Raw genomic sequence first — 25,154 nt, 5'->3', positions numbered from 1 at the left:
CCTCCATGCTCTGGTACACGCTTCTCATCCTCGCCGTCGCCGCGGAACGGGTCGTCGAACTGGTCATCGCCCGGCGCAACGCGGCCTGGACCCTGGCCCGGGCCGGTCTGGAGCACGGCCGCGGTCATTATCCGGTCATGGTCGTCCTGCACACAGGCCTGCTCGTATGCTGCCTCCTCGAATCCGTGCTCACCCACCGGTCGTTTCTGCCCACCCTGGGATGGCCGATGTTGGTGTTGGTGCTCCTCGCGCAGGCACTGCGCTGGTGGTGCGTCACCACGCTCGGGCCGTACTGGAACACCCGTGTCATCGTCGTTCCCGGGGCGCGACTGGTCGGCGCCGGCCCTTACCGCTTCCTACGCCACCCCAACTACGTCGCCGTCGTGGTGGAGATCGCCGCACTGCCCCTGGTGCACTCCGCATGGCTGACCGCGACGGCGTTCACCCTCGCCAACGCGGCGCTGCTCACGGTCCGTATCCGCTGCGAGAACGCAGCCCTCACCCAAGTGCTGCCCGCATGAGCGGTGGCCACGACCTGCTGATCGTCGGAGGCGGTCCCGCCGGCCTCGCGACCGCTCTGCATGCCGCGCGCGCCGGTCTCGACACCGTCGTGGCCGAGCCACGTCAGGCGCCGATCGACAAAGCGTGTGGTGAGGGCTTGATGCCCGGCGCCGTCCGCGCCCTCGCCGCCCTCGGCCTGCAGGTAGCCGGCCATCCCCTCACCGGCATCCGCTACGTCCAGGGGTCCCGTCGGGTTCAGGCGGCGTTCCGGCACGGCCCCGGCCTCGGTGCGCGCCGCACCCACCTGCACAGCGCCCTGCACCAGGCGGTGTCCGAGGCGGGAGTGCCCGTACTGCCCCTGCGGGTGGAAGAAGTACGGCAGGACTCCACCGGTGTGACCGTGCCCGGCACGGGCCTGCGCGCTCGGTGGCTGGTGGCCGCAGACGGCCTGCACTCGCCGGTGCGCCGCTCCCTCGGCCTGCGAGTCGAGTCCCGAGGGACACCCAGATACGGGCTGCGCCGACACTACGCCGTGCCCCCGTGGTCTGCGTATGTCGAGGTGTACTGGGGAGCGCACGGGGAAGCGTACGTCACCCCCCTCGGCCCCGAACTCGTCGGCATCGCCCTGCTGACCGGCCAGCGGGCACCCTTCGCCACCCAGCTGGAGCACTTCCCCGAGCTGGCGGCCCGCCTCCCTGCGGAAACGGCCGTTACCCCGGTACGAGGCGCGGGACCGCTCCGTCAGAAGGCACTCGCCCGATGCCACGGGCGAGTTCTGTTCGTCGGCGACGCTGCCGGATACATCGACGCGCTGACCGGCGAAGGCATTTCTCTGGCCCTCACCGGCGCCCAAGCCCTGGTCGGCAACGTGCGCCGCGGTACACCGGGCCGCTATGAGGCCGACTGGGTCCGCGTTACTCGCCGCCACCGACTTCTGACGGAGCTTCTGGTGCGTGCCCGGCAGAAGCCCGCGCTCGCGTCGCGCATCGTGCCCACGGCCGAACGTCTGCCACACCTCTTCGCCGCCGCGGTGAACGCACTGGCATGAGGCCTTCTCCGTGCCTGTACGGTCACGATCCGTGCGTTCAGCTCAAAGCCACTGATCAAGGCAAGATCGACGCTCTGCCCGTCATGCGTGCCTCGGATGGCGGCGGGAACCCGGACACAGCGGTGACGCGCCGCAGGCCCGCGACATGCGGGCCGGCGACTGGGTTGGCTCATAAGCAGCCGATCCGCAGTGAACGCTCAAGACGCTCAAGTGAGCGGAGCAGTGACATGCGAGATCGTAGAGACGTCGTCACGGTGGTGAGGGAGCAGCACCGAGAGATGCAACGTGCGCTCACTGAGGTTTTGGAGCTGCCTGCTGGCGAGCCCCGCCGCAGGGAGCGCCTCAAGGGGGCTGCGGTCACCTTGGCGTGCCATGCGGCAGCGGTGGAGCGCCATCTGCATCACGCCGTTCGCCGCTATGTGCCCGACGATGCCGACTGGCTCGTGCAGCAGGAGGCCACGGACCTACTGCGCGCCGAGGAGACGATGAAGGACTTGGAGTTCACCGATACGAACAGCGGCGAATTCGATCCCCTCGTTCGGCGGCTGCTCGTTCGGATCCGCCGCCATGGCGAGGGCAAGGAATCAGAAGTCTTCCCCCGGCTGCGTACGGCTGCTTCGCCCGGAGTGCTGGCCGATCTCGGAGACGCGGTCCGGCGGGTCGAGGCTGAGGCTGCCGGTTTGCGGGTCGAAGTCGAGGGCTGTCGTCGTCGTGACGTGATCGACCGGTTGCTGACTGCCCTGGCTGAGCAGGACGCTTCTCCTGCGATGTACCAGCAGGCCGAGCAGTTCGACCGGTTCCTCACCGGGGACACGGAATGGACGGGAGCATGAACGTTTCGGGAGACGGCAAGGACCGGAGTGACGAACGAGGCGCCCGCCCTACGGTGGTGACACGGGCACCAGCATGGTGATGCTGTTCCTCTGCGGTGACGTGATGCTCGGGCGCGGCGTCGACCAGATCCTTCGCCATCCCGGCGACCCTGAGCTGCGGGAGGAGCATGTGCGGGATGCGCGGTCATACGTGCGGCTGGCAGAACAGGCCAATGGCCCGATTCCCACACCCGTCAGCCCGGCATGGCCGTGGGGTGAGGCACTGGACGTACTGGAGCGGGCAGATCCGGACGTCCGAATTCTTAACGTGGAGACTGCGATCACCAAGCAGGGTGAGTTCACGCACGGCAAGGCGGTCCACTACCGGATGCACCCGGCCAACCTGCCCGCCCTGTCGACGGTCCGGCCCGACGTGTGCGTGCTGGCCAACAATCACGTCCTCGACTTCGGCCGCCGCGGCCTGGCGGAGACGCTCGATGCCTTGACCCGAGTGGGTCTTCGGACGGCCGGTGCCGGCCGTGACGCCGCGGCGTCATTTGCACCCGCCGTGATTCCCGTCGAACGGTCCTCCCGCGTCCTGGTGTTCGCCATCGGTATGTCCTCCAGCGGAATTCCGCCGAGCTGGGCGGCGACCGCGGAACAGGCCGGAGTCGCCTACGTTCCCGAGCCGACGGCGGCAGCGGCCGACGACCTGGTCCAACGCGTGCAGTGGGCCAAAGAACCGGGGGATGTCGTGGTCGTGTCCGTGCACTGGGGGTCCAACTGGGGCTACCACGTACCCCAAGATCAGACCCGCTTCGCCCGCGCCCTGGTGGACGGCGGCGTCGACGTCGTCCACGGGCACTCCTCGCACCACCCCCGCCCCATCGAGGTGTACCGCGGCCGGCTGATACTGCACGGCTGCGGAGACTTCGTCGACGACTACGAGGGCATCTCCGGCTACGAGGAGTACCGCGGCGACCTTCGCCTCGCCTACTTCGTATCGGTGGCGGCCGACACCGGCCGGCTGGCCACCGTGCGCATGGTGCCCCTGCGGGCCCGGAGGATGAGGCTGGAGCTGGCGCCGGGTGAGGACCGCGCCTGGCTGCGCACGGCGCTTGCGAGGATCAGCGAGGGCGTCGGCGTGGCTCTCCAATCCGACGGCACGCTCGTCCTGTCCCACGGAAGCGGACCGGCCGGTGAAGCATCCGGACAGAGACCACCGCCCAGCTCCTGCTGCGGCACTGCGACGAGTAGATCACCGCGTGCGATCACCGCCGAATACCAGCGCCAGCTCACCGAGTGGACCAGCAACCAGCGCGGCGAAGACGAGAACTGACCATGACCGCCACGTACCACCCGTCCGTACACGCCAGCCGATAGATCCCCTGGCAGACCTGCTCACGAAGCCCGCGGTCATGGCTGGCCGGGTGTCAGTGCAGGAACTTGAGCCCCACCACTCCACCGATGATGGCGACCAGGCACAGCAGGCGTGCGACGGAGGCGGAGTCGCCGTGGAAGACCATGCCGTACAGGGCAGTGCCAACGGCTCCGATGCCGACCCAGATGGCGTAGGACGTGCCGATGGGGATGGAACGCATGGCGTAGGCCAGACCGAGCATGCTCAGCGCCAAGGCGACGACGAACAGGGCGACCGGCCGTGGCCTGGTGAACCCGTGGGAGGCGTCCATGGCCGACGCCCAGACGGTTTCCATGACCCCGGAGATGAACAGGACGATCCACGCCATAATGGCGTACCTCCGCGAGAAGTTGCAGCAGCAGTGCCACGTGGACCTTTGCTCAGCACGATGTTGCGCCAGTGATCCTCTCGTGAACGTAGCACCCTGATCCGAGTCTCCCCGCCCTGTCTGGACCAACTGGGGTACGGCGCCGCGCCCGGCGCACACACCGCACGAAGTCGCAGGCGGCTCCCGCGTTCTCCATGTTCATCGGCTCGGCGAAGACCGCGGTGATCGTACTCATCGGCGCCTACACACCCTCCATCCCTTCCATACCGTCCGGGCGTGCGCCGGCGCGCGGAGGGCTTACTCCGTCGGCCGGGCGTCGTCCGCCGCGCCCTTGTGTCTGCTGGTGTGCTCCGGCAAGCGTGCTGTTCACTCGGTACCGGTCACCGCTTGATCATTCGAAGGAGACCGCTGTGCCCGAGTCGTCAGGCGTGCCCTTGTTCAGCACCGAGCGGGCTGCGAACTGCCCGTTCGATCCCCCGCCGCAGCGGCTGCGGCTGCTGCGGGAGGAGCCCATCTCCCGTGTGAGGATCTGGAACGGCGCCACCGCGTGGCTGGTGACCCGACATGCCGACCAGGCGGCACTGCTGCGTGACCCCCGGTTGAGCGCCGACAACCGGCTACCTAACTACCCGGACGTCAGCCCCAGCCTCGGCGCGACACTGAGTGAGAACCGGACGTTCATCACGATGGACGACCCCGCACACCAAAAAGACCTCGCCCGCCACACGCACGCCTTCTGCGTGAAACGCCTTCGAGGTCTTCGCCCGCAGATCGAAAAGGTCATCGCCGATCTGCTGGACGGCATGGAGCAGACCGGGCCGCCGGCCGACCTCGTCACCGACTTCGCGCTGCCTCTCGCTTCCAAGGTCATCTGCGAACTGCTCGGCGTCCCCTACTCCGACCACGCGTTCTTCCAGCGCGCCACCGCTGTGCTCCTGAACAACACCGTCAGCGCCGAAGAGGGCAGCGCCGCATCCAAGCAGCTGGTCGACTACCTCATCGATGCCGTCACCGCCAAACTCGCCGACCCCGCAGAGGACCTGCTCAGCGACCTGGCCACCCGCTACCTCGCCCACGGGCTCATCACGCCCGAGGAATGCGGCAAGCAGGTGCGGCTACTGCTGGTGAGCGGCCACGAATCCACCGCCCACATGGTCAGCCTCGGCGTCCTCGCGCTGCTGGAACACCCTGACCAGGTGGCCGCAGTACGCGACGGCGGCCAGGAAGTCGTCACCCGCGCGGTCGAGGAACTCCTGCGCTACCTGACCGTCGTCCAGATGGGCCGACGCCGCGTGGCCGTTGAGGACATTCCCATCGGCGAGCACCTCATCCGCGCCGGAGACGCGGTCATCTGCGCAGGCGACACAGCCAACCGCGACCCCGACGTCTTCGACAACCCAGACCGGCTCGACATCACCCGCTCGGCCCGCGGCCACCACGCCTTCGGCGTCGGCATCCACCAATGCCTCGGCCAGAACCTGGCACGCCTGGAACTCCAACTCGCCTACCCAGCGATCTTCAAGAAGTTCCCCACCCTGTACCTGGACCGGCCGCTTCAGGAACTGTCCTTCCGCGACCACATGGTCGTCTACGGAGTCGACGAACTGCCACTGCGCTGGTGAACCCGCACGAGCAAGGAGTAGACACAACCCGTACCGTCGAGTTTGCGACGGGGTGAGTGCCGTGCCTGACGCGGTGAACACCGTCTGACTCCGGACCGTGGTGCAGATCTGCGTGGTCCACCTCATCCGCGCCAGCCTGCGCATGCCTCGCGCCGCGACTGGGCCAAGGTGGCCCGCGACCTCAAGCCCGTCTACACCGCCGTCAACGAGGAGCACTACTCCTCGATCGCCGGCACCTGGCAGCGGGCCTGGAACGAGTTCGTGCCCTTCCTCGGCCTGCCCGACGAGGTCCGCCAGGTCGTCTTTTGCCACCGGGCGGCCCGACAGGCATCGTACGCGGTGTGGATGCGGGTGTGGTGACGGGCGGATCACCGTGTGGGACGCTGGGCATGTGGCCTCGGTTTTCTCCGGGGCGCGGGAGGAGGGTATGGACTGGCGTGGGTTCGCGCAGCAGATGGCGTCGCTGGCGCGGGATCTGCTGGCGCAGGAGTCGGTGGAGGCCACGCTGGAGAGGATCACCTCGGCGGCCACCGAGTTGGTGGAGGGCTGTGACGAGTCCGGCATCCTCGTCCTGAGCGGTAAGAAGGTGGACTCTCTGGCCTCCACCGGGCAACTGGTCGTCGACAGCGACCGGTTGCAGGAAGGCTGGGCGAGGGGCCGTGCTTCGATGCCGCCCGGACCAAGATGGGGGAGCGCGTCTACCGGATCACGGACTTTACTCAGGAACAGCCCCGCTGGCCCGCCTTCGCACCCCAGGCCCACGACCTGGGAGTGGGCAGCATGATGGGCTTCCTGCTCTACACCGAGGACGAAGAACTCGGCGCCCTGAACCTGTACTCCCGCAAGCCCGGCGCCTTCACCGAGAACAGCGAGACCGCCGGCTGGCTGCTAGCCTCCCATGCCGCCGTCGCTCTGGCCGGGGCCCGCGCCCACGCCCAGATGAACCAGGCCGTCGCCACCCGGCACACCATCGGCGAAGCGATGGGCATCCTCATGGGCAGCCGCCGCCTCACCGAGAAGCAGGCCTTCGACGTACTGCGCCGCTACTCCCAGGACCACAACGTCAAACTCCGCGAGGTCGCCCGCCGGGTGTGCGAGACGGGCACCATGTAGGACCTGCGACGGGGCGGTTCCCCCGGCCCGTTGTCTGGACCGGGGGAGCCTGAGCGGGAGCAGCACCCGGGGGAACGCCGCCGCCCCGCCTGGAGGCAGAGTCCCCCGCGACGTTGTGTCAACGCCCGCAGGGCGTGACTATGCCTGGTGACAGCCGTTGTCTCAGGTGACACTGGCGTGCTCCGCTGCTGTGGTCCCCGGTTCCTCCCGGCGTTGGGCCGGGACCGCCCCCCAGAGTCCCTCTTGTCATGGCAGGCGGTCCCCTGGCCTTCCTCCCCGTTGGGCCAGGAGCCACCACGGATGGTGCCTCAGTTATCATCCCGTCCGACGTCAGCACGGGCGGAGTGAGGCGGGACAGAATCCAGTGCCTAGCCGATGTCGGCAGACGTCACCCGGGTGAGGCTGGCTGCGGCGTCGTCCGGTACGTCTCCACCCCGTACGGCCGACCAGGAGGTGGCCCTCCCGGCCAAGGGGATGAACTGCGGGAGAGAGCCGGGCTGAGCACAGACCCGTCGGCGGGCAATAGGACGCCAAGAGCTCTCGGCTTTGGCTGGGTTGACGCTGCGGCAAAGGATCTTTCCGGGCGTCGGCGTCGTCTCGGCAGGCCGGGAAACCGGCGCCGTGCTGGAGAGGCGACCGTACGAGTCGTGACCACGGCTGTGAGCCAGAGCTGCCGACTGGTTCAGCCGATCTGGCGGATATGAGCGGCCACCTCCACGCAGACGACTCGGCTGTGCTGGCCCATGGCCTCACCCTGATGGCCTGCTCACGGGCTTCCTGCCGAGCGCTTCTGCCGGCGCCCTCTAGCGTGGAGGAACGCGGCTCGTGCGGGTCCTCACCATCCAATGTGCGGCCGTGTCGGGCTCGGCCGGGGTGGCCGACTTCTTCTCCCCGGCCGGGCCTGCTGCCCCCGCTCGCCGTACGGCCTCGGTGGGAGCACGCTTGGAGGACGTGTCCACGGCGCGCCCCGTGAAGCCGGAGCCAGGAACGGCGGCACGACCGGAATCACCCGCTCATTGGGGTCTGCCGATGCCGTGACCTTTGGCCGGCTGGTGGTGTTGAGGTGTGTGACACGCTCCTTGGTCCTCACTTGGGGTGGCGTGGGACGGCTCTGACTTCCGCAGCCCGGGGTCAGGGCTGTCGTCACGTGTCCCGGGCGCCCGCTTCTCCCGGCGATGTGCCGGGCACATATCCCGTCGGCCGGCCGGCGCGCCGGGAACGCTCTCGCCCCAGGCGGATGGCGCCCGTGCGGGCGAAGATTCTCCCGGCGCGGGAGGCGGGCACCTCGCTGGTGGTATCCGCTCTGGACGGGGCCGGAAGCGGTCTCGTTCGGATGCTGCCCAGAAGGAGAAGCAGTGGCTCAGCAGGTACGCGAGGTCATGACCGCCGACCCGGTCACGGTCGAGCCCGGCACGCCGGTGCAGCAGGTCGCCGCCCGGATGCGGAACGAGAGTATTGGCGCGGTGCTGGTGACCGACAGCGGTCAGCTGCGGGGCCTGGTCACCGACCGGGACCTGACCGTGCGGATCCTCGCCGACGGCGGGGACGTCTCGGGTCGCACCGTGGGAGAGGCGTGCAGCAGCGAGGTGGTGGCCGTCGCCCCGGACGATGACGTTGACCGGGCGGTGCAGCTGATGCGGTCCAAGGCGCTGCGCAGGCTGCCGGTCGTCGACAACGGCCGGCCGGTCGGTATCGTCGCGCTGGGCGACCTGGCCGTGGAACGCGACCCCGGCTCCGCCCTGGGCGACATCAGCGCCGCCGACCCCAACACGTAACACCAGGACCGGCGGCGCGCGGGCATACCGGGGCCTGGCCGGGTTAGGCGAACGGCTGCGACAGGCAACCACTCTGCCGACGACGCCGCGGACCCCGTCCGGTCCGCGGCCGGACGCGGGGCTGGAACGGCTGCGTACGGAAGCCGCGCAGCCGCGCCACGCGCTCGAATTCCGGCCGGTGATCGACCAGGCCCGTGGCGTGATCATGGCGGTCGGCCGCTGCACACCGGAGCAGGCCTGGCAGGTACTGGTGGCCCTCTCCCAGCACAGCAACGTCAAACTGCACACCGTGGCCCGGAAACTAATCGACACCGCCGCTGGCCACCCTCTGCCGGCCGATACGCCAGGCGCTGGGCCAGCTCTTGCGAACCCGCCACCGCGCACCGGGCCCGCCATGAACAAGCGGGGCGGTCCGCCCTCTACTCCTTGCTGTCCTCGTCGCCAGCCGCGCCCGCCGTGCCGAGACCGGTGCCCAACGCGCCGAAGTCCAGGACCTCGGCGGTTGCACGCCGGGTCTGCTCTGCCGTCTGCGAGGCCACTGCGACGGCGTCACCGCGTTCGGCTATCAACCGGTCGTAGATCGGCGCAGTGGCGCTGTCAGCGGTATTCACGTGGTGGGGGTCCGTCCGTTTCTGCTGGGCGTCACGGGCGTGGCCAAGGGAAAGAGCTCAGCTGCCGTGCAGGACCGCGCCGTGCTCGGGCCGGGCGCCGGACAGCTGACGGCGGGCCGCGAGGAGAGCCGTATCGATCTCACGGGTGCCGGTGGACACACACAGCGTGTAGGCGACGTCCTCCATCCGCTGCCGCACCCGAGCGCTGTCCGCGTCGCGGACCTGCAGCGCCTGAAGAGTTTCATACTGCTCGATCAAGTCCCGCAGCACCGCGGGGTGGGCCATCAACATCAGGAAGATCTCCTTCCACACCGCCACACGGCCCGAGCAAGGCCGACCCCTCAGCTACCCGATTCTTCGCCCCTCAAGCCTCACAGACCACCACAGCGCTCTGACCTGAACACGTACAGCACCCTCGTGCATACCCTGGGTATCTGGGCCGGGAATCGGGGGGCGCACGTGTTCAGTTGGCGGGAGCGGTGCTTCGAGCTCGCTTTAGCGGTGGGAGTGCCGCTGCTCGCGTTGGGGGCTGCGGCCGGGGGAAGTCTCCTGGCGGCTTACGGCCCCGACGGCTGGCCGAGCGAGCTGGTCGGCGGGGGGATCGTCCTCATCGCCTGCGCCGGGGCGTTCTTCTCCGGCGTCTTCTACGACAACGTGCTGGCGTTCTTCAGCGGCGTCCCCCTTCTCCTCGCCTGCCTCGGGGTTGCGGGGATGGTGGACGAGGCGGCGCTCAGGTCGCGGGGCGAGGCGACGACGTGCACGGTGACCGAGGTGGACGTCCGGGTGGAGACGAGCACGTACACCGACTCGGATGGGATGACACACACCACCACCACGACCTACTACGACCACGCTCTGGACTGCGACGCCGCCGCCGGGCCCCGCGCGATGACCCGCACCGAGCGGCTCGCCGACGCGGGAAAGCGCATCGACCTCACTTACGACCCTCACGGGCGGGTGAAGCCCCAGCTGACCGGCGAGGTCAGCGAAGGAAACCACAGCAACGAGTGGATGTTCGGCCTCGGACTGGCCATCACGCTCGTCATCCGCGTACCCGTGGGTCTGACCGAGGGAAGCGACTGGTGGTGACCTCCCCTGCGACACGCCCCCGGACGGCCCCATGTACTGCGGGCCCTGCCCCAGCGGCTATACAGGAAGCAGCGGCGCAGGGCTCCCGCGCCGCTGCTCTGTGGAACAGCACCGAGCCTCTCCGGTCCTGCAGGCAGGGGGGTGGCTGCCGGACTGGCAGCCGCCCCCCGCCCCCTGTGCTCGTATCGTCCGGTCAGCCGCGGACGATGTTCTGCGCCTGCGGCCCCTTCTGTCCCTGCCCGATCTCGAAGGTGACGTGCTCACCTTCGACGAGCTCGCGAAACCCGTTGCCCTTGATCTCCGAGTAGTGCGCGAAGACGTCAGGGCCCCCGCCGTCCTGCTCGATGAAGCCGTAGCCCTTCTCGCTGTTGAACCACTTCACGGTGCCGCTGGCCATACTGCTCGATCCTTCGCTCATACCCGGGAACAGCCCGTCAGCCGGACGTGCTCCGGCCCCTGCGACAACAGGAGCCACCAGACTTCCTACCCCGTACCGGCCCGCCCATCCGGCTGCTACGCCGCCACCGCCCCTCCTCGCAGGCGACGGCCCCGCGCCCGGCGCGTTACGCCGCACGCCCGCTGACGCCGAGCGCGGAAGCGGTCTGCGTAAGGTGGAAGAGCCGCCCGACGACCGGCGCCTGGACCTGAGCGACGCCGAAGACGACACCGGCGTCACGCGCCTGCGCCCGGGCGCGCAGTAGCACGCCCAGACCGGAGCAGTCGCAGAACCGAACGCCGGAAAAGTCCACCTCGACGCGGTGCACTCCGCAGGTCAGCGCATCATCGAGAGCATCACGCAGCCGCGGAGCAGTGCCCAGGTCGATCTCGCCCGCCACTGTGATCACCACGCGCCCGGCGTCCTCCCGGCGGCCGACCCTGAAATCCTGGTCCCTCACGACGCCCTCCACGCTGACCCAGCCAGCCAGTAGCGCACCTTCTCGTGGGACAGACCGGCCGCGGCACCGATCCGCCGAAGAGCCCACCCACGACCGGACGCCTCCGCCATCGCACCGTCCAGGGCCTTCGCGTGCAACGGGTCCAGCTCCTCACGCAGACCGGCCGCCAGCCGCAACCGGGCCTCGGCCGGCATTCGCTCCAGCTTGGCGCAGTACAGGACGACCGCCGCCCTCACACGCTCGAGCTCCGACTCATCGTCCATACAAGAGCGCCTGACCCGCCTGGGCGGGGCCAAACGCTTTGACACCAAGCCCTCGCTGCTGACCTGATCGCGGACGATGAACAGGCCCCCGACGCCGGGCGTAGCAGCGGTTGCAATGTCGTACTGCCGGCTGCGAGACCCGATGGATACTCGGCTCGGTGCGCGGTACTCATGCCTCGCCGATTCAGCACAGGGCTTCCCGATTTCCGTCCTCCCACGTGATGACCAGAACGCCCGGCCCTTTGTCGCAGCCCCTGATGGAACTCTCCGGCGTCGGAGTCCCGACAGTGGCTGTGCCCCGGTACGCGCGCCCGGGACCTTTCAGGTCGTCGAGGCTGTGGCAGTCCAGCTTCATCTGGAACTCGCCTCTTCCCTTGACGGAGCCGAAGCAGAGTTCTTTGTCTCCCCCAGGGGAGTAGGGGCCGGGGCTGCCGACCGAGTCGGCGTCTCCGGATTTGTCGATGAGGAGGGTGTAGACGCCGTCGTTCGTACCGATCGGCGTCCAGCCCCCGGCGAGGTCCTCCACGCCGACGCCTTTCGGGGTCGGGCTCGGACTTGGCGCCGGGAACGATCGCTTCCCAGATGTTGGCGTGGGTGACGGTGTGGCCGCAGACGTGTCGTAGTTGGCGGAGCCGCCGCCGTCGGAACAGCCGCTGACGGCCAGGAAGGCAGCGGCTGCGGCAGTGATCAGGGGTATGGATCGCTTCATAGCTGACTTATGCCGGGACCGGGTCAGGCCAGACACCCGTCAGCTTCCCTTGCCCCAGACCCTCCGAGGCCGCCGTCCGGGGTTGCAGGCGACAGCCGCTGACGTGCTGTGGGTGGCTGGGGGAACCCTGGGCCCCGGGAGCGCTCAGGACATCGCCATCAGGGTCAGCCCGTTCATCGAGCGCGCCCACACCCGGCCCGGCGACTACCACGGCCCCGACCTCATCGCCGTCGCCCGGCGGTCAGCAGGAGGCCGGCGACTTCACTGAGCTTCCGCCAACCTGAAGTCGCAGGTCAAAGGGCTGGTGTGACCGGCTCTCGCGGTGTTCACGCTACTCGTGGGCGGGAGCCCATCGAGAAGTTGTCTGCCCGAGGTCGGGATTGTCTCCGAAACGGAGTCGGGGGCAGCGCTCCGGCCCGTGCATCTAGGCCGGGCGCAGTCCGTCCTGCTGGCCAGCGCATGACATCCTGGCCCAGTGCTCCTGAACGATCTCTCCAGCAGTGTCGACCTCCGCCCAGTGCGTTATCAGTTCGCCACCGTTCGGGGCGACTCGTACGACGACAACTGGCTGGTCATTGACGGCACGGTGATGACTCCTGAGGGAAGCTGGTCATTCGCCGATCCGTGTCTGCTCACCGATGAGGCCCGCCAGGTGTCCGCGTGGCTGCGCGCGGTGGCCGCGGGGACGGTGGACGTCACCGAACCTGATGCCGAAGGTGAGCTGTCGCCGGACACGTGGTTCATTGAACCGGTCGTGGCTTTGAGCCTCGCCAATCGAATCGAAGGTGGGACCGCGGTGATTCGGGTTCATCTGTCCCTGGAGGCGGCACCTCCATGGCAACAGGGTGAGGACAGGGCTGACATCTACCAGTACGTCGTAGAGGTCAGGCTGGACGCAGCAGCGCTGCTTTTCGCGGCTGACCAGTGGGACCTCTCTCTGGCTTCCCTCCCAGCCCGCTGATCCAGACACCTGACACCCCCGTACAACCGATTCCCACCTGCTAGGGCCGGATGACCCTCTACGTCCGGTGCGTGATGGAACTCGATTTGCTGGAACGGATCGCCGCGCGGCGCGCGGAGCTGGACGAACTCGAAGGACAACTGGCCAAACAGCTGGCGGAAGTGCGGGCCGAACGGGACGAACTCGCCATCGCCGAGCGCGTCCCCAAGCGGATGACCGGGCAGCTCGCCGAGGAACGTTGCTCAGCCCGGCCGATGCCGGGACAGGTGGGCGGACGGGCGGTGATGCTGGTCCCGCACCGCTGTCAACGGCCTCTTGGTCGTGGCTCTGTCGCGACTTTCGTGATCCCCCTCGCTGATCTTCATCGTGTGAGGAGGACCCGCTTCCGGAGAAGGGCAGGCTTCGCGCGGCCGAACATCTGGCGTTTGAGCATCTTGATCCGGTTGATGGGGCCGGGGTTCCAGTGCATGCTCAGGCTGGCGACAACGGCGTCCCAGTCCTTGCGGAGACCGGAGGCGAATCCCCGCAGTTCGGGGAGGGCGCTCGCCTCGGCGTCCTGTACCCACTGTTCAAGCCGTTCGCGGCCGCGTGGGTGAACGAGGATCTTGGCGAACCGGGAGATGAGCGTGCTGGCGGCGTCCAGGTCGTGGCTGCGGTCGCGGAGTTCCTTGAGCATCGTCCGGTCGGCTTCCTCGCGGTTGTCGGGGTGGGTGAGGAGGACGATCGTGACCTCGCGCGGCTTGAGAACTGGGGGCCGGGTGGTCGGTTTGTTGTTTTCCCTCATCTGTTGGAGGAAGCGGCGGACGGTCCGTTCGCTCACGGCCAGGCCGCGGGCGGCGAGCTCTCTGCGCAGGAGTTCGCTGTTGCGGCAGCCCTCGGCGTATCGGGCGGCGCAGGTCGGCGGCGTCGATGAGTGGCGCCGGCGAAGGAGCATGGGCCAGGTGCTCCAACGCGATGTGCATGGTGGGTGATGCAGGGGCAGGCACGGTCTCGTTCGGTTCTCATGGGTCTCGACAACCACATGATCACCGACGCCGTGCCCGCACTGCTTTTCAGTTATAGAACAGGACATGACGCGAGGTCACGGGCACAATGCGTGAACCGGACGAATCCGTTCATGTAAAGGCCCTGGGCCGGTGGTGGGGGCACGCGTCTCAGAGGATTCCCGTCCACGACCACGGCCGCGGGCCGGATCGACCACGAAGACAGTCGATCCGATACTGCGCCTGGCTCCTCCACTCCGCGTTGCTGGCTGCGTGCTGCGCTGCGTACGTCACCATGCGCAGCTCACGGGCGCGCGCGAGGACGGGATAGCCCTCCCACGCCGTCACGTCGTACCCGTACACCGCACAGAAGCGGTTGTACTCGCGTGCGCTGACGGCGCCCGTGGTCTTCGCGCGCACGGCAGTGGACACGAGATCCCACTCCGGGGGCCCGACAGAAAAGCGCTCCAGGTCCATCATCAGGACCCCATCGGCCGTGCGGACGATGTTGCCGGGCCAGGCATCACCGTGCACAGCCCGATCGGGGAGACCGGTCGGCCGCTCGGCCCAGGCCGCTACGAGGTCGCGGTGAAGGGAGTGCAGCCACTGCTTGTCGTCGTCGCGGATCGTGGTGGCCGCTTGCAGCCGTTCGCCGACCCGGACGAAGGGATCGAGGTACCCCAGCTCGATTGCCGGTGTGGGCAGGGAGTGCAGCCTCGCGAGGAGTTCAGCGACATCCTCAACCGAGCCGTGCTGTTGCGGTGGCAGTTCCACCCAGAAGGTCACGGGTCTGCCGTCTGACTCGACCGGCTGCTCCACGTCGACCAGGCGAACGGCCGGGACGTTCTCCTGGGCGAGCCAGCGTGCGACGCGCACCTCGCGGGCCGCCGCAGCGCTCTGTCCTTCCCGGGCGATCCGAACGATCATCCGCTGACGAGGCAGCCGCCATATCTGGTTCTCGGCCAAGCGGAGAGGCTCCGCTCCGTCGGAGTCCAATCCGACCGCCGAACAGGCCTGCTTCAGGACATGACGTGCAGGTTCGGATGCCGAAGAAGTCATGCGGAAACCGTAGCGGCGATCCGGTCTCGCAGCGCTGCAACCTCCTGCACAGTCCGATGCTTCGAGGAGAAACGGCCGAGCTGCCGCAAATCGTCGGCAGCTCGCCGGGAGGTGAGTCGGCCTACCTCGTTCAAGGCGTCGTGGCCGAGTGCCGCCGCCTGGCGAGGGTCGCCCTTGGCCATGAGCAGGGAGGCCAGCTTCGTCCGCGAGATCGCACGAGACCGTTTGTAGGCGTCCGCGTGTCCGTTCACCGCTGTGTTGAATCGGCGCGCTGCCCGGCCCGGGTCCTGTCCGGCGAGGATCGCGAGATCGAACAGGGCGTGAGCCGTGTCCCCGTTGTGCTGCGCCTCGTCGTAGTAGGCCATCCATGGTGATTCTTCGGCGGGCCGGGCCCGAGTGAACGCCTCGTCTGCGGCGCCAACGGCCGCCATGGTGTCCCGGACGTTGCCCATCTTCCCGAAGGCCCTGGCCCTTGCCGTGTGAAGCATCGCCTGCTCGGTCGCCGTCAGGCGGTCGGAGCGCACAAGCCCCTTCTCGGCGTACGTGAGGCCGTCATCGGGGGCCCCGATCCATACGGCTTGTCGTGCGAGGAACGAGTACGTCTTGGCCCGCAGATGCCAGTCGCCGGCCTCCTCGGCACAGTCTGCTGCGAACCGGAAAGTCTTGGTGGCTTCATCGTGGTGGTAGGCGTCGAAGGCAGAGGCGCCGACCACGATGCCGAGCCGTGACACGGCGGCGAACAGGTCGGTTCGCATGTGCTCGGGGAACTGGGCTTGCAGCAGGCCGGCTGACCACTGCATCGCTCGGGCGGCTACGTCTCGCACCACGCCCCCGCCGCCCAGCTCGTTGTCCATGCCGCTGATGGCGGTGGCCACGGCTAGGACCTGGTCGACGTGGCTTGGGTTCACATGTGTCGGGAGAGACAGCTCGGCGGGGGCGAAGACGTCGGTGAAGTTGAGAGGGGCTATGGCGGCGAGGCCGCCGATCTGGAGGAACGAGCGTCGAATCACGGGCTCATGGCTCCCAGGGTGAAGAGTTGCTTCGTCTCTGCCCAGGATGCGGCCTGCTGGCCCCTGCGTGGGTCCCTCCCCTCGGCGCGGGGAGGCCTTATCGGCATCAGCCCGCATTTTGTCGGCATCGCGGTTGCCGAAGACCATCGGCCACGCCCGGTCGAGGAGTCCTCCCGTGCCGAGGACGTCATCGAGCCGCTGAATCACATCGCGGCGACAGCTCGGGTACTTTCCCTTCTCGATCGACAAGATCATGTCGTCGCTGACCTGCACTAACCGCCCCAGTTCCTTGGCCGACAGCCCTTGCCCGAGGCGCAGTCTGCGCAGTTCGTTCCCGAACCACTCCTGGGGGGACGCCCCGGGATCGAGCTGCTTCATTGGCTGCGGCATGTTCTGCCCCCGAAGTCGTTGATGCCGAACTCTTCACCTCTCGGCATCAGGCTCTGCACGTTCTCGGTGCGCTCTGCCTAAATGGTTGCTGATCGGTTCCAGTCCAGTACACACCGCAACCCACCCCTGCTGAAGGGGTTCCGGCAGAACGGAGGAAGCAGCGATGGACCTACTCGTCGACATCCGCGAGCGGGATGCTTCTGTTCGAGCCACGTCCAGGAGCGTGGACGGTCAACTCGACATGAGTTTCAACGTCCGGGCCGAAGACCTGGCAACCGTGCGGGACATCGTCGCATCGCACCTTTGCTGGTGGCGCGTCGACAACGGCACCGCGTTCCGCATCCTGACCGTGGTCAACGAACTGCTCACCAACGTCTTGCAGCACACCCCTGCGGATGCCGACGGGTGCCGGATGGCCAGCCTGCTCCTCCAGAAGGTGCCGGACGGCGTCACCGCCATCGTTCGCGATCAGGACCGTTGTCCGCCGGTGTACTCGTCGCCGGCCCTCTTGGCCGAGGAGGGGCGCGGGCTGATGCTGCTGAGTGCTTTGGCCGACGACACGTCCGTGTCCGTGACCCCAGAGGGCAAGGACGTGTGGATCTTCATAGCGACCCCGGAACCGACCGAGCACTTGTAGCCCTCCACGGCCGGTACTTGGCCCTCCCGAGGAGTCCCGATGTCCCTCACCGTTCTGGTTCCGGAGAACGACGTGGTCCCTCCGTCAGCCGACGAGCCCCGCACACGGCAGTGGACCCCTCCACTCGACGCAGAGGGTTTGAGGTCCGTCCTGGAACGGATCAAGAACTGGAAGCCGCTCGACGTGGAGGAGGTCTTTGACGACCTCAACACGGCGATCGGCGACCAGACGCCGCCCGTCGCGGTGACCGACACCCTGGTTGACCGTCTCGGGGGCCATCTGAAGCAGCTCAGCGACATCGCCGTCGCGGACGAGCAGTACCCGCCCACCGCGGAGATGCTCCAGCTCGTTGCACGTGGGGTCTCCCTGCGGGAGGAGCGTGCGCCGGCCGACTACCGGCAGGCCGTCGGCCTCGCTCGTCGTCTGGCCTTCGTTACCTCCGACCTGGTCGAAGAGCTGATCCAGGCCCGTTACATCAAGGAGGCGGAGTGACGCACAACCCCAGCTCCGTTCGGTACCCGGCCGTGACCGCCACCGCGATAGCCCTCCCGCACGACGCGTACGACTTCGAGTACTACGAGCGGCGGATCTCCGACACCTGGCTCCTGGAGGAGAGCGTCGCCGTGCGCACCATGCGCATGCCGTTCCTCGCTGTTCCCATCGGGGCCACGAGGCGCGGCGGGGACTACCCGGTGTCGTGTCCGTGCTTCGGGCTCAAGGTCCGTGACCTTCTCCTCGGACAGCCGGGCTTCCCCGACCTCCGCGTGCAGTGGTCGCCCTACCCGGACACCTGCTTCGTTGTCGAGTGGGGAGAGAGGCCGCCGAAGCTCGGGGGCGACGGTGACGCCACCACCCTGGGGCGCTTCTACGGCTACAGCGAAGCAGCGACAGCCGCCTTCATAGGGCGGCGGTGCCACGAGACCCCCTCTTCGGCCGGGCCCGAACCGTGTTCCCCCACGGCACCGTAGCCGGCCGAAGAGGACCAACTTCCCACCCGAGAGGACGAGCATCATGTGTGCGCACAACCCGCCGTGCCCCACGGCCGAGGCTCCCGACAGGGAGGCCGCGCGGCTTTGCGTGCATCGGCCTGAGCAGGGCTGGAGCCTCACCGGCGAACTCCTCCCCGACGGCCAGATCGTCCCCCCGATCCGGTCCCTCGACCTGGCGAGGGCAGCCGCGTGAAGCGGACCAGTGCTGCACCCCGGCTCGTCCCCTACATCACCCAGCGAGAGGGCGAGTACGGCGGGCTGGAGTCGGAACTCACGCTGAGCATGAACGCCTTCGGCGCAGTACGTCTCGCCTACCAGGAGGAGACATACGCCGACCGCGGGCCGCGCGGCGAGCTGTGGGCGCGATGCTCCCAGTCGCTGAACGCTGCCGGGAAGCCGACGGGCAAGCCGCAGTGGCGCTTGGTCAACTCCACCCGGCAGCGGGAGGCGATGGAGCAGCTTCGGTGCCAGGTCGGCTTCTGCCCGGCCGAGACCGAACGGGGGTACGTCTTCCTCACCGGGACCGCGGAAGACGCGTCCCACCGTGCTGGTGAGCCGGTGAGGACGGCCCAGCCGCCGGTGTGCCTGAAGCACCTGCGGCCGGCCGTAGAGCTGTGCCCGCATCTGCGGAAGGGGCACGTCGCCTTCTGCGCGCGGGCCACATCGTCCTGGGGCGTCATCGGCACTCGGTACCGCCTCACTGCCACCGGGCTGGCGCCGCTCCCTGTTGAGGACGACGACGCGCCCGTGGCGTACGGGCACCCCCAGATGGGCTGGTTCCTGGCGAGCCAACTCATACGCGAACTACGGGACTACGAGGTCGTCAATCTGGACGATCTTGTGCCCGCCGCCTAGACGGCCGCCCAGCGGTCCTGAGTGATACGGACAGGACCGCCGGGCGGCTCACCACCGGTGCGCCAGAGCACTCGCGTGCCGGTCAGCACGAAACCGCCAACCCTCGGCGGTCCCGGCCCGGAACGGAAAGCGTTCGCCGATAACCTCCCGGCCCACCGGCACGCGATGCCGGCTTACCTCCCCCGAACACGAACGACCGAAGGAAGTCCATGACGAACACGACCGTCGAGCCCGACGAGGCGACCCGCCTGCGGAACAAGGTGGTGGACGAGCTGTGCGCGGACGGCAACATCTCCTCGCCGGAGATCGAAGCGGTGATGCGCAAGGTACCCCGGCATGAGTTCACCCCCACGGACACGCCGCTGGACAAGGCGTACGACACGTACGCCGCCGTTATCACCAAGACGGACGAGCACGGTGTGCAGCTCAGCTCCGTCTCCGCGCCGCAGATCCAGGCCATGATGCTGGAGCAGGCCCAGGTGGAGCCCGGGATGCGGGTTCTGGAGATCGGCTCGGGCGGGCTGAACGCGGCCTACCTCGCCGAGCTCGTCGGTGTGGACGGTGAAGTCGTCACCGTGGACATCGACCCCGTCGTCACCGACCGCGCGCGCCGGCTCCTGGACGAGCACGGCTACGGCCGGGTGCACGTCGTCACCGCCGATGCCGCCGAGCCCATTCCGGACCTCGGCGAGGTCGACGTCGTGATGGTGACCGCCGGGGCCTGGGACGTCTCTCCGGCCTGGACCGCCCAGCTCAAGCAGGGCGGCCGGCTCGTCGTTCCGTTGCGGATGCGCGGCCTGACCCGGTCGGTCGCCTTCACCCAGGTCAAGGATGAGCACGGCCCCTACCTGGAGAGCGAGTCGGCGCGGATCTGCGGCTTCGTCCCGATGCAGGGCTCGAACGCCCACCGGGAAGAACTCCTCCTCGTCAACGGCAACCCGCAGATCGGGCTGAAGTTCGATGACGGTCTGCCGGCCGACCCGCACCGGCTCGACAACGCCGTCACGTTCCCGCGCCACGAGCTGTGGACTGGCGTCACCGTCCGTATCCAGGAACTCATCGACACCCTTCAGATGGCGATGGCGATCAGCCTGCCGGGCTTCTGCACGATGGCCGTCGACGAGAACTCGGACACGGGCCTGGTCGACCCCGTGAACAAGCGGTTCGCCCTCGCGGCCGTCGAGGACGACACCTTCGCCTACCTCGTCACCCGCCGCACCGAGGACAACAAGCACCTGGAGTACGGCGTGCACGCCCTCGGCCCGCACGCGGAGCAGTTCGCCGACAAGATCGCCGACGTGCTCCGCGACTGGGAGGCCAACCGGCGCGGCGGCCCCGGCCCGGTCATCCGGGTCTACCCGGCCGGCACCCCCGATGAGCAGATCCCGGCCGACCGGGTCATCGACAAGGTGCACAGCCGGATCTCACTCTCCTGGCCCTCGGCGTAACACCGGGAGCCAGGTAATCCCGCACCACCCCAACAAGAAGAAGGGCACAACATGACGAGCGCCACTCTCGCCCCGCCCCCGGTCACGCTGTCGGCGGACCTGGACGACGACTTCGCGCCCCTGGACGTGAAGGTCGTCATCGCCGAGCACTCGTACGGCCACCTCATGTGCTCCACGGGCGACGGCTGCGGCACCACCTGCGCGACCGGTGCCTCCGCCTGCGGTTCCTTCACCGAGGACCCGGCCTGATCCAGGCCAACCCCTCACCTGTGGGCCGGGCGAAGCGCTTCGCCCGGCCCACGGGCCCCTCTCTCCTCCTGCGCCGCCTCATGGAAGGGCCTCATGGCTTCCCGAGCAGCCGCCGGATACCTGTGGCAAGGCGTTGCGATGCTGCGCGCCACCACCAGCCCCGGGCCGGCAGACATCCCCTGCACCCTCGACCTTGACAACGTGGCCGTCACCCGCGGATGGCTGAACCGCATCTGGCAGCGGGAGGACTTCCGCAGCGCGCTGGAGCTGGCCACCCCTGTCCTGTCCGACGCCATCGAGGCCGTCGTCCGGGGCCGGCAGACCGAGCCCCGTCACGTCCGCCGCACCGCGCTGTCGACCGTCTCGTACCTCCTGCGGTGGCAGCACCGGCCGACCCCGCTCGGGCTGTTCGCCGGCACCGCCCCGGTGTCGGTCGGGCCCCGGGCGAGCGCGCGGTGGCGCGACAAGCACCGCGCGATGATTCGGCCGGACGCCGAATGGGTCACCGACATGGTTCTCCGGCTCCAACGCACCCCCGCGTTGCTGAAGCGGTTACCGCTCGTCGCCAACAACGCCGCCCGCGTCCGCGGTGACCGGCTCGTGGCGCCGGGGCCGCCCTCCGACGGCCACGCGGTCCTCCTGGCCCCGGTCGAGATATCCGTCCGCAACGCCCGGCCGGTGGCCGCCGCCATGGACGCGGCCCGCACCCCCATCTCCTACGGCGACCTCCACAGCCACCTGCGCGACCGCTTCCCGCAGGCCACCCCGGAGAAGAGCGACGCCCTTCTCACCAGCCTGGTCGAGCAGCAGTTCCTCATCACCAGCCTCTGGGCGCCCATGACCACGGTGGACGCCTTCCAGCACCTGTGCCGCGAACTGGACCAGCACCAGGCGGACACCGTCCCGGAGGTGCGGGACCTGGTCCACGCGCTGTACGCCCTGTGCGACGAACTGTCCGCCCACCAGCCGACGCTCTCCGACACCAGCGTGAGCGCCGTCGCCGCGCGCATGCGCGCCCTCACTCCCGTCACCCCGACACCGCTGCTCATTGACACCGCCCTCGACTGCGAGATCCAGCTCCCGCACTCCGTGATCGCGGAAGTGCAGGCAGCCGTGTGGGCCCTCTACCGGACCACCCCGCAGCCCTACGGCTACCAGCACTGGCGCGACTACCACCGCCGCTTCCGGGCCCGGTACGGCGTCGGCGCCCTGGTGCCGGTGATGGACCTGGTCGCCGACAGCGGCCTGGTCCTGCCCGCCGGATACGTCGGCTCCGAACGCGGCGCTGCCCTGAAGGTGCGCACCGACCGCGACGAACTGCTGCTCGCGCTGATGCAGCAAGTCCTCCTGGACGGCCACGATGAACTGCGGCTGACGGACGACATGGTCGACGCCTTGGAGAAAGCCGCCGGAACGGACGAGCGGCTGTTCGTGCCCCGGGTGGAGGCCGCCTTCGAAGTCCACGCCCCCAGCACGCGGGCACTGTCCAGCCGCACCTTCGACGTCCTGCTCACCGCGGTCCCCCGGCCCGGCAGCAGCATGGCCGGCCGGTTCGCCCACGTCCTGCCGCCCGAGCATCAGGACGCGCTCGCCGCCACCTACCGCGGGGCGCCGGACGGCCTCACAGCGCAGCTCGTATTCCCGCCGCGCCGCCACCGCAACGAGAACGTCACCCGCACGCCGCGGCTGCTGCCGCACGTCATCGAGCTGTCCGGCCACCAGGAGACAGACGAGGCGACGATCCCGCTCGCCGACATCGCCGTCACCGCGGACCCGCGCAGCTTCCACCTCGTGCAGCTCTCCACCGGCCGCCGCATCGACGTGCGGGTCCTGCACGCACTGGAAGGCGGGACCCAGACCCCGCCACTGGCCCGGTTCCTCGCCGAAGTGGCCAGCGGGCGGTACGCCGCCTACAAGCCGTTCGACTTCGGCGCCGGTTCCCGGCTCCCGTTCCTGCCCCGGGTCCGCTACCGCCGCACCATCCTCACGCAGGCCCGGTGGCTGCTGATGGCCGACGACCTGCCCGGACGCAAAGCCTCGACCGAGGAGTGGGAGAACGCCTTCGCCGTCTGGCGGGACCGGCTGCGGGTCCCGATGCAGGTCGCGATCATCGAGTACGACCAGCGCCTTCCCCTCGACCTGTCCCACCCGGTCCACCGCCGGGCGCTGCGCGCGCACCTCGACAATGCCCGGCGGCTGGAGCTGCGCGAAGTCCCGGACGCGGACGCCCACGGCTGGATCGGGCGGGCGCACGAGATCTGGCTCTCCCTGGGCCGGTTGGAGCCGGTCGCCGCCGATGTGCCCCGGCCGCGCCCCGCCACGGCGACGGCCCCCGGGCGGCATCTTCCGGGTGCGGGGGACGTCCTGCTCGCGCAGCTCCACGCCCACCCTCGCCGTTACGACGAGATCCTGAGCCGCCACCTGCCCAGCCTCCTCGCCGCGTTCGGCGACACCCCGCCACTCTGGTGGTTCACCCGGCACCGGGAGATGGCCCGCCCGGACGCCGACCAGCACCTCGACCTCACGCTGCACCTGCCGCCGGACGCGTACGGCGCCGCCGCTCAGCACGTCCGCAGGTGGGCGGACAGCCTGCACGGGACCGGTCTGGCGGCCGGGCTCGTCCTGGCTCCCTACCAGCCGCAGACGGGGCGCTTCGGCGGCGCGGCGGCCATGGACGCCGCGCACCAGGTGTTCGCCGGGGACTCCGCCGCCGCCCTCGCGCAGATCCAGCTCACCGAGCGAACCGACGCCCTAGCCCCGCAGGCCCTCGCCGCGGCCAGCGCCCTACGCCTCGTCACCCCCTTGGCGCCGGACACCGCGGCGGCCGAGGAGTGGTTGGTGCGCCACCTCCCCCAGGGCACCGGACGGTTGAACCGCGCCCTGCGCAACCAGGTACTCGAACTTGCCGCACCGAACGGCTCCTCCGCGCTCGCGGCCCTCCCCGGCGGCCTTGCGGTCGCCGAAGCATGGCGGACCCGCGCCGCCGCCGTGGACACCTACCGGAACACCTTGACTGGCCAGCGTGATCCGCTCGACGTCGCCCGGTCGCTACTGCACCAGCACCACGTCCGGGCCCTGGGCGTCGACCCGCGCGCCGAGGAAACCACGATCCGGCTCGTACGAACCACGGCCCTCCAGCACCGGATGGCGCCCCGATGACCGCCCCGGCCGCGACCACCGCGGCAATCCTGGAGCAGTACACCGCCCAGCTCGCACGACCTGCTCCTCCGCCCCCGGACGAGCCTTGGGCGGTGCAGTCCCTCGCCGACGGCGCCGCCGGAATCAGCCTGCTGCACGTCGAGATGGCCAGCCGTCACCGCGGCTCCTGGCGCCCCGCCCACCGGTGGATCACCGCCGCAGCGGCCGGGCACATCAGCGCGGCCGACACGGCGGGGCTGTTCCTCGGAGCCCCAGCCCTCGGCTTCGTCCTCACCACCGTCCCGCCGTCCTTCCAGCACCTGTACGAACCGGCGCGCCGGACCCTGCACCAGCACATCACCGGCCTGACCCACCGCCGCGTGGACGCCGCCCTCACCCGAATCCGCAAGGGCGACCTGCCCACGTTCGCCGAGTACGACCTGTTCTACGGCCTCACCGGCATCGGGGCGTACCTCCTGCGGTCCGACCCCGAAGGGCTCCCCCTGGAACGAGTCCTGAAGTACCTCGTCGCCCTCACCCGCCCCCTCGCCCCCGACGGCCGCGGCCTGCCAGGCTGGTGGGTCCGCCACGACCCGGCCCGCGGTGAATCCCCCCACTTCGCCGGCGGACACGGCAACTTGGGCGCCGCCCACGGCATCACCGGCCCGCTCCTCCTGCTGGCCCAGGCCATGCGCCACGGCATCACCGTCAGCGGCCACCGCGAAGCCATCTGGAGGATCTGCGAGCACCTCGACATCTGGTACCAGATCGGTCCCTCCGGTCCCTGGTGGCCCGAGCACATCTCGCGCCGCGGCTTCGACCACGGGCGCCCGCACCACGACGCTCCCACCCGGCCGAGCTGGTGCTACGGAACCACGGGCATCGCACGAGCCGGGCAACTCGCCGGGCTGGCCCTGCGTGCCCCTGACGTCCAGGCCTTCTACGAGGACGCCCTGTACCGCGCCCTGACCGACCCCGAACAGCTGGCGCAGGTCACCGACTCCGGCCTGTGCCACGGCTGGGCCGGCATCTACCAGACCGCCGCCCGCGCCGCCGCCGATGCCCTCGACCCCCGCCTTCAGACCCTCCCGAAGGTCCTCGGCGACACCCTCGCTGCGAACGCCCAGCCCGGCCTTCCCGGGCCCGGCCTGATCAACGGTGACGCCGGCACCGCACTCGCCCTGACCACCCACGCCGCACAGCAGGCCCCGATCACCGGATGGGACGCATGTCTCCTGATCAACTGAC

The 25,154-nt window shown here is 69.2% G+C and carries 29 protein-coding genes and 2 pseudogenes; 21 read left to right on the top strand and 10 right to left on the bottom strand.

Annotated elements, in window-relative coordinates; genetic code table 11:
- Positions 1-5: 5 nt before the first annotated feature.
- The 4 genes from ABS735_RS23180 (at position 6) to ABS735_RS23165 (ending at position 3,700) form a co-directional block, all read left to right on the top strand.
- The gene (locus tag ABS735_RS23180; RefSeq protein ID WP_373900657.1) at positions 6-521 is read left to right on the top strand and encodes an isoprenylcysteine carboxyl methyltransferase family protein; all 516 of its coding nucleotides are present in this window, start codon (positions 6-8) and stop codon (positions 519-521) included.
- On the top strand, positions 518-1,549 hold the full coding sequence (locus tag ABS735_RS23175) for an NAD(P)/FAD-dependent oxidoreductase (protein WP_373900658.1): 1,032 nt from the start codon (positions 518-520) through the stop codon (positions 1,547-1,549). Before ABS735_RS23180 ends, ABS735_RS23175 begins: the two co-directional genes overlap by 4 nt.
- 278 nt (positions 1,550-1,827) lie before the next feature.
- A complete protein-coding gene (locus ABS735_RS23170) occupies positions 1,828-2,382 on the top strand; it encodes a hypothetical protein (RefSeq protein WP_373900659.1) in 555 nt (184 codons plus the stop codon).
- Between the two features lie 73 nt (positions 2,383-2,455).
- Positions 2,456-3,700 (top strand): CapA family protein, encoded by a 1,245-nt coding sequence (locus ABS735_RS23165; RefSeq protein WP_373900660.1) that lies wholly within the window; start codon positions 2,456-2,458, stop codon positions 3,698-3,700.
- A 94-nt stretch (positions 3,701-3,794) separates the two neighbouring features.
- Here the strand turns inward: ABS735_RS23165 and ABS735_RS23160 are convergent, their stop codons facing one another.
- On the bottom strand, positions 3,795-4,109 hold the full coding sequence (locus ABS735_RS23160) for a DMT family transporter (RefSeq protein WP_373900661.1): 315 nt from the start codon (positions 4,107-4,109) through the stop codon (positions 3,795-3,797).
- A gap of 410 nt (positions 4,110-4,519) precedes the next feature.
- Between ABS735_RS23160 and ABS735_RS23155 the strand changes: the two genes are divergently transcribed.
- The 5 genes and pseudogenes from ABS735_RS23155 to ABS735_RS23135 all read left to right on the top strand — a co-directional run.
- Complete coding sequence (locus ABS735_RS23155) at positions 4,520-5,731, top strand: cytochrome P450 (RefSeq protein WP_373900662.1); 1,212 nt, start codon at positions 4,520-4,522, stop codon at positions 5,729-5,731.
- Between the two features lie 168 nt (positions 5,732-5,899).
- Positions 5,900-6,091 (top strand): hypothetical protein, encoded by a 192-nt coding sequence (locus ABS735_RS23150; RefSeq protein WP_373900663.1) that lies wholly within the window; start codon positions 5,900-5,902, stop codon positions 6,089-6,091.
- A 67-nt stretch (positions 6,092-6,158) separates the two neighbouring features.
- Positions 6,159-6,844 (top strand): annotated as a pseudogene (locus ABS735_RS23145) (GAF and ANTAR domain-containing protein).
- A gap of 1,355 nt (positions 6,845-8,199) precedes the next feature.
- Positions 8,200-8,619, top strand: coding sequence for a CBS domain-containing protein (locus tag ABS735_RS23140; RefSeq protein WP_373900664.1), 420 nt, complete (start codon positions 8,200-8,202; stop codon positions 8,617-8,619).
- A gap of 34 nt (positions 8,620-8,653) precedes the next feature.
- Positions 8,654-8,914: pseudogene (locus ABS735_RS23135) on the top strand (ANTAR domain-containing protein); the annotation flags it as partial.
- A gap of 124 nt (positions 8,915-9,038) precedes the next feature.
- On the opposite strand, the gene ABS735_RS23130 reads toward ABS735_RS23135, so the two are convergent.
- Positions 9,039-9,230 (bottom strand): hypothetical protein, encoded by a 192-nt coding sequence (locus ABS735_RS23130; protein WP_373900665.1) that lies wholly within the window; start codon positions 9,228-9,230, stop codon positions 9,039-9,041.
- Positions 9,231-9,287: 57 nt separating this feature from the next.
- Positions 9,288-9,521: a DUF5133 domain-containing protein gene (locus tag ABS735_RS23125; RefSeq protein WP_373900666.1), complete on the bottom strand. Its 234-nt coding sequence runs from the start codon at positions 9,519-9,521 to the stop codon at positions 9,288-9,290.
- Between the two features lie 126 nt (positions 9,522-9,647).
- Between ABS735_RS23125 and ABS735_RS23120 the strand changes: the two genes are divergently transcribed.
- Positions 9,648-10,319 (top strand): hypothetical protein, encoded by a 672-nt coding sequence (locus ABS735_RS23120; protein WP_373900667.1) that lies wholly within the window; start codon positions 9,648-9,650, stop codon positions 10,317-10,319.
- Positions 10,320-10,512: 193 nt separating this feature from the next.
- On the opposite strand, the gene ABS735_RS23115 is transcribed toward ABS735_RS23120, so the two are convergent.
- The 4 genes from ABS735_RS23115 to ABS735_RS23100 all read right to left on the bottom strand — a co-directional run bounded on the left by ABS735_RS23115 (position 10,513) and on the right by ABS735_RS23100 (position 12,004).
- Positions 10,513-10,716 carry a cold-shock protein gene (locus tag ABS735_RS23115; RefSeq protein WP_373900668.1) on the bottom strand — a complete coding sequence of 68 codons (204 nt, stop codon included), beginning with the start codon at positions 10,714-10,716 and terminating at the stop codon, positions 10,513-10,515.
- Positions 10,717-10,882: 166 nt separating this feature from the next.
- Positions 10,883-11,215 carry an STAS domain-containing protein gene (locus tag ABS735_RS23110; protein WP_373900669.1) on the bottom strand — a complete coding sequence of 111 codons (333 nt, stop codon included), beginning with the start codon at positions 11,213-11,215 and terminating at the stop codon, positions 10,883-10,885.
- Positions 11,212-11,478: a hypothetical protein gene (locus ABS735_RS23105; RefSeq protein WP_373900670.1), complete on the bottom strand. Its 267-nt coding sequence runs from the start codon at positions 11,476-11,478 to the stop codon at positions 11,212-11,214. The genes ABS735_RS23110 and ABS735_RS23105 overlap by 4 nt, the downstream gene beginning before the upstream one ends.
- A 184-nt stretch (positions 11,479-11,662) precedes the next feature.
- Positions 11,663-12,004 carry a hypothetical protein gene (locus tag ABS735_RS23100; protein ID WP_373900671.1) on the bottom strand — a complete coding sequence of 114 codons (342 nt, stop codon included), beginning with the start codon at positions 12,002-12,004 and terminating at the stop codon, positions 11,663-11,665.
- 295 nt (positions 12,005-12,299) lie between these two features.
- On the opposite strand from ABS735_RS23100, the gene ABS735_RS23095 reads away from it, so the two are divergent.
- Together ABS735_RS23095 and ABS735_RS23090 are read left to right on the top strand one after the other, a co-directional pair.
- On the top strand, positions 12,300-12,455 hold the full coding sequence (locus ABS735_RS23095) for a hypothetical protein (protein ID WP_373900672.1): 156 nt from the start codon (positions 12,300-12,302) through the stop codon (positions 12,453-12,455).
- Between the two features lie 207 nt (positions 12,456-12,662).
- Complete coding sequence (locus ABS735_RS23090) at positions 12,663-13,148, top strand: WapI family immunity protein (protein ID WP_373900673.1); 486 nt, start codon at positions 12,663-12,665, stop codon at positions 13,146-13,148.
- 361 nt (positions 13,149-13,509) lie between these two features.
- On the opposite strand, the gene ABS735_RS23085 is transcribed toward ABS735_RS23090, so the two are convergent.
- From ABS735_RS23085 to ABS735_RS23075, 3 genes are all read right to left on the bottom strand, one after another.
- Positions 13,510-14,082: a transposase gene (locus tag ABS735_RS23085; RefSeq protein WP_373900675.1), complete on the bottom strand. Its 573-nt coding sequence runs from the start codon at positions 14,080-14,082 to the stop codon at positions 13,510-13,512.
- Between the two features lie 220 nt (positions 14,083-14,302).
- Entirely contained in the window at positions 14,303-15,097 is a 795-nt protein-coding gene (locus ABS735_RS23080; protein ID WP_373900676.1) for a phosphotransferase family protein, read from the bottom strand.
- An 89-nt stretch (positions 15,098-15,186) separates the two neighbouring features.
- Complete coding sequence (locus ABS735_RS23075) at positions 15,187-16,578, bottom strand: helix-turn-helix domain-containing protein (protein ID WP_373900677.1); 1,392 nt, start codon at positions 16,576-16,578, stop codon at positions 15,187-15,189.
- A gap of 175 nt (positions 16,579-16,753) precedes the next feature.
- On the opposite strand from ABS735_RS23075, the gene ABS735_RS23070 reads away from it, so the two are divergent.
- The 9 genes from ABS735_RS23070 (at position 16,754) to ABS735_RS23030 (ending at position 25,153) form a co-directional block, all read left to right on the top strand.
- The gene (locus ABS735_RS23070) at positions 16,754-17,227 is read left to right on the top strand and encodes an ATP-binding protein (protein WP_373900678.1); all 474 of its coding nucleotides are present in this window, start codon (positions 16,754-16,756) and stop codon (positions 17,225-17,227) included.
- A 39-nt stretch (positions 17,228-17,266) separates the two neighbouring features.
- Positions 17,267-17,719, top strand: coding sequence for a DUF6415 family natural product biosynthesis protein (locus tag ABS735_RS23065; protein WP_373900679.1), 453 nt, complete (start codon positions 17,267-17,269; stop codon positions 17,717-17,719).
- Positions 17,716-18,195 (top strand): DUF6302 family protein, encoded by a 480-nt coding sequence (locus ABS735_RS23060; protein ID WP_373900680.1) that lies wholly within the window; start codon positions 17,716-17,718, stop codon positions 18,193-18,195. The genes ABS735_RS23065 and ABS735_RS23060 overlap by 4 nt, the downstream gene beginning before the upstream one ends.
- 43 nt (positions 18,196-18,238) lie before the next feature.
- Positions 18,239-18,409 carry a DUF5999 family protein gene (locus tag ABS735_RS23055; RefSeq protein ID WP_373900681.1) on the top strand — a complete coding sequence of 57 codons (171 nt, stop codon included), beginning with the start codon at positions 18,239-18,241 and terminating at the stop codon, positions 18,407-18,409.
- On the top strand, positions 18,406-19,071 hold the full coding sequence (locus ABS735_RS23050; protein WP_373900682.1) for a hypothetical protein: 666 nt from the start codon (positions 18,406-18,408) through the stop codon (positions 19,069-19,071). Before ABS735_RS23055 ends, ABS735_RS23050 begins: the two co-directional genes overlap by 4 nt.
- Before the next feature lie 209 nt (positions 19,072-19,280).
- The gene (fxlM, locus tag ABS735_RS23045; protein WP_373900683.1) at positions 19,281-20,519 is read left to right on the top strand and encodes a methyltransferase, FxLD system; all 1,239 of its coding nucleotides are present in this window, start codon (positions 19,281-19,283) and stop codon (positions 20,517-20,519) included.
- Between the two features lie 51 nt (positions 20,520-20,570).
- Positions 20,571-20,768 carry an FxLD family lanthipeptide gene (gene fxlA, locus ABS735_RS23040; protein WP_373900684.1) on the top strand — a complete coding sequence of 66 codons (198 nt, stop codon included), beginning with the start codon at positions 20,571-20,573 and terminating at the stop codon, positions 20,766-20,768.
- A 93-nt stretch (positions 20,769-20,861) separates the two neighbouring features.
- On the top strand, positions 20,862-23,927 hold the full coding sequence (locus ABS735_RS23035; protein ID WP_373900685.1) for a lantibiotic dehydratase: 3,066 nt from the start codon (positions 20,862-20,864) through the stop codon (positions 23,925-23,927).
- Positions 23,924-25,153 (top strand): lanthionine synthetase C family protein, encoded by a 1,230-nt coding sequence (locus tag ABS735_RS23030; protein WP_373900686.1) that lies wholly within the window; start codon positions 23,924-23,926, stop codon positions 25,151-25,153. Before ABS735_RS23035 ends, ABS735_RS23030 begins: the two co-directional genes overlap by 4 nt.
- Position 25,154: the final 1 nt, after the last annotated feature.

Origin of the sequence: Streptomyces sp. MMCC 100 (assembly GCF_041538145.2) — a bacterium.
Classification (GTDB): domain Bacteria; phylum Actinomycetota; class Actinomycetes; order Streptomycetales; family Streptomycetaceae; genus Streptomyces.
Note: the sequence above shows the minus strand (reverse complement) of the source record. Positions and strands in the feature narration are given on the sequence as shown.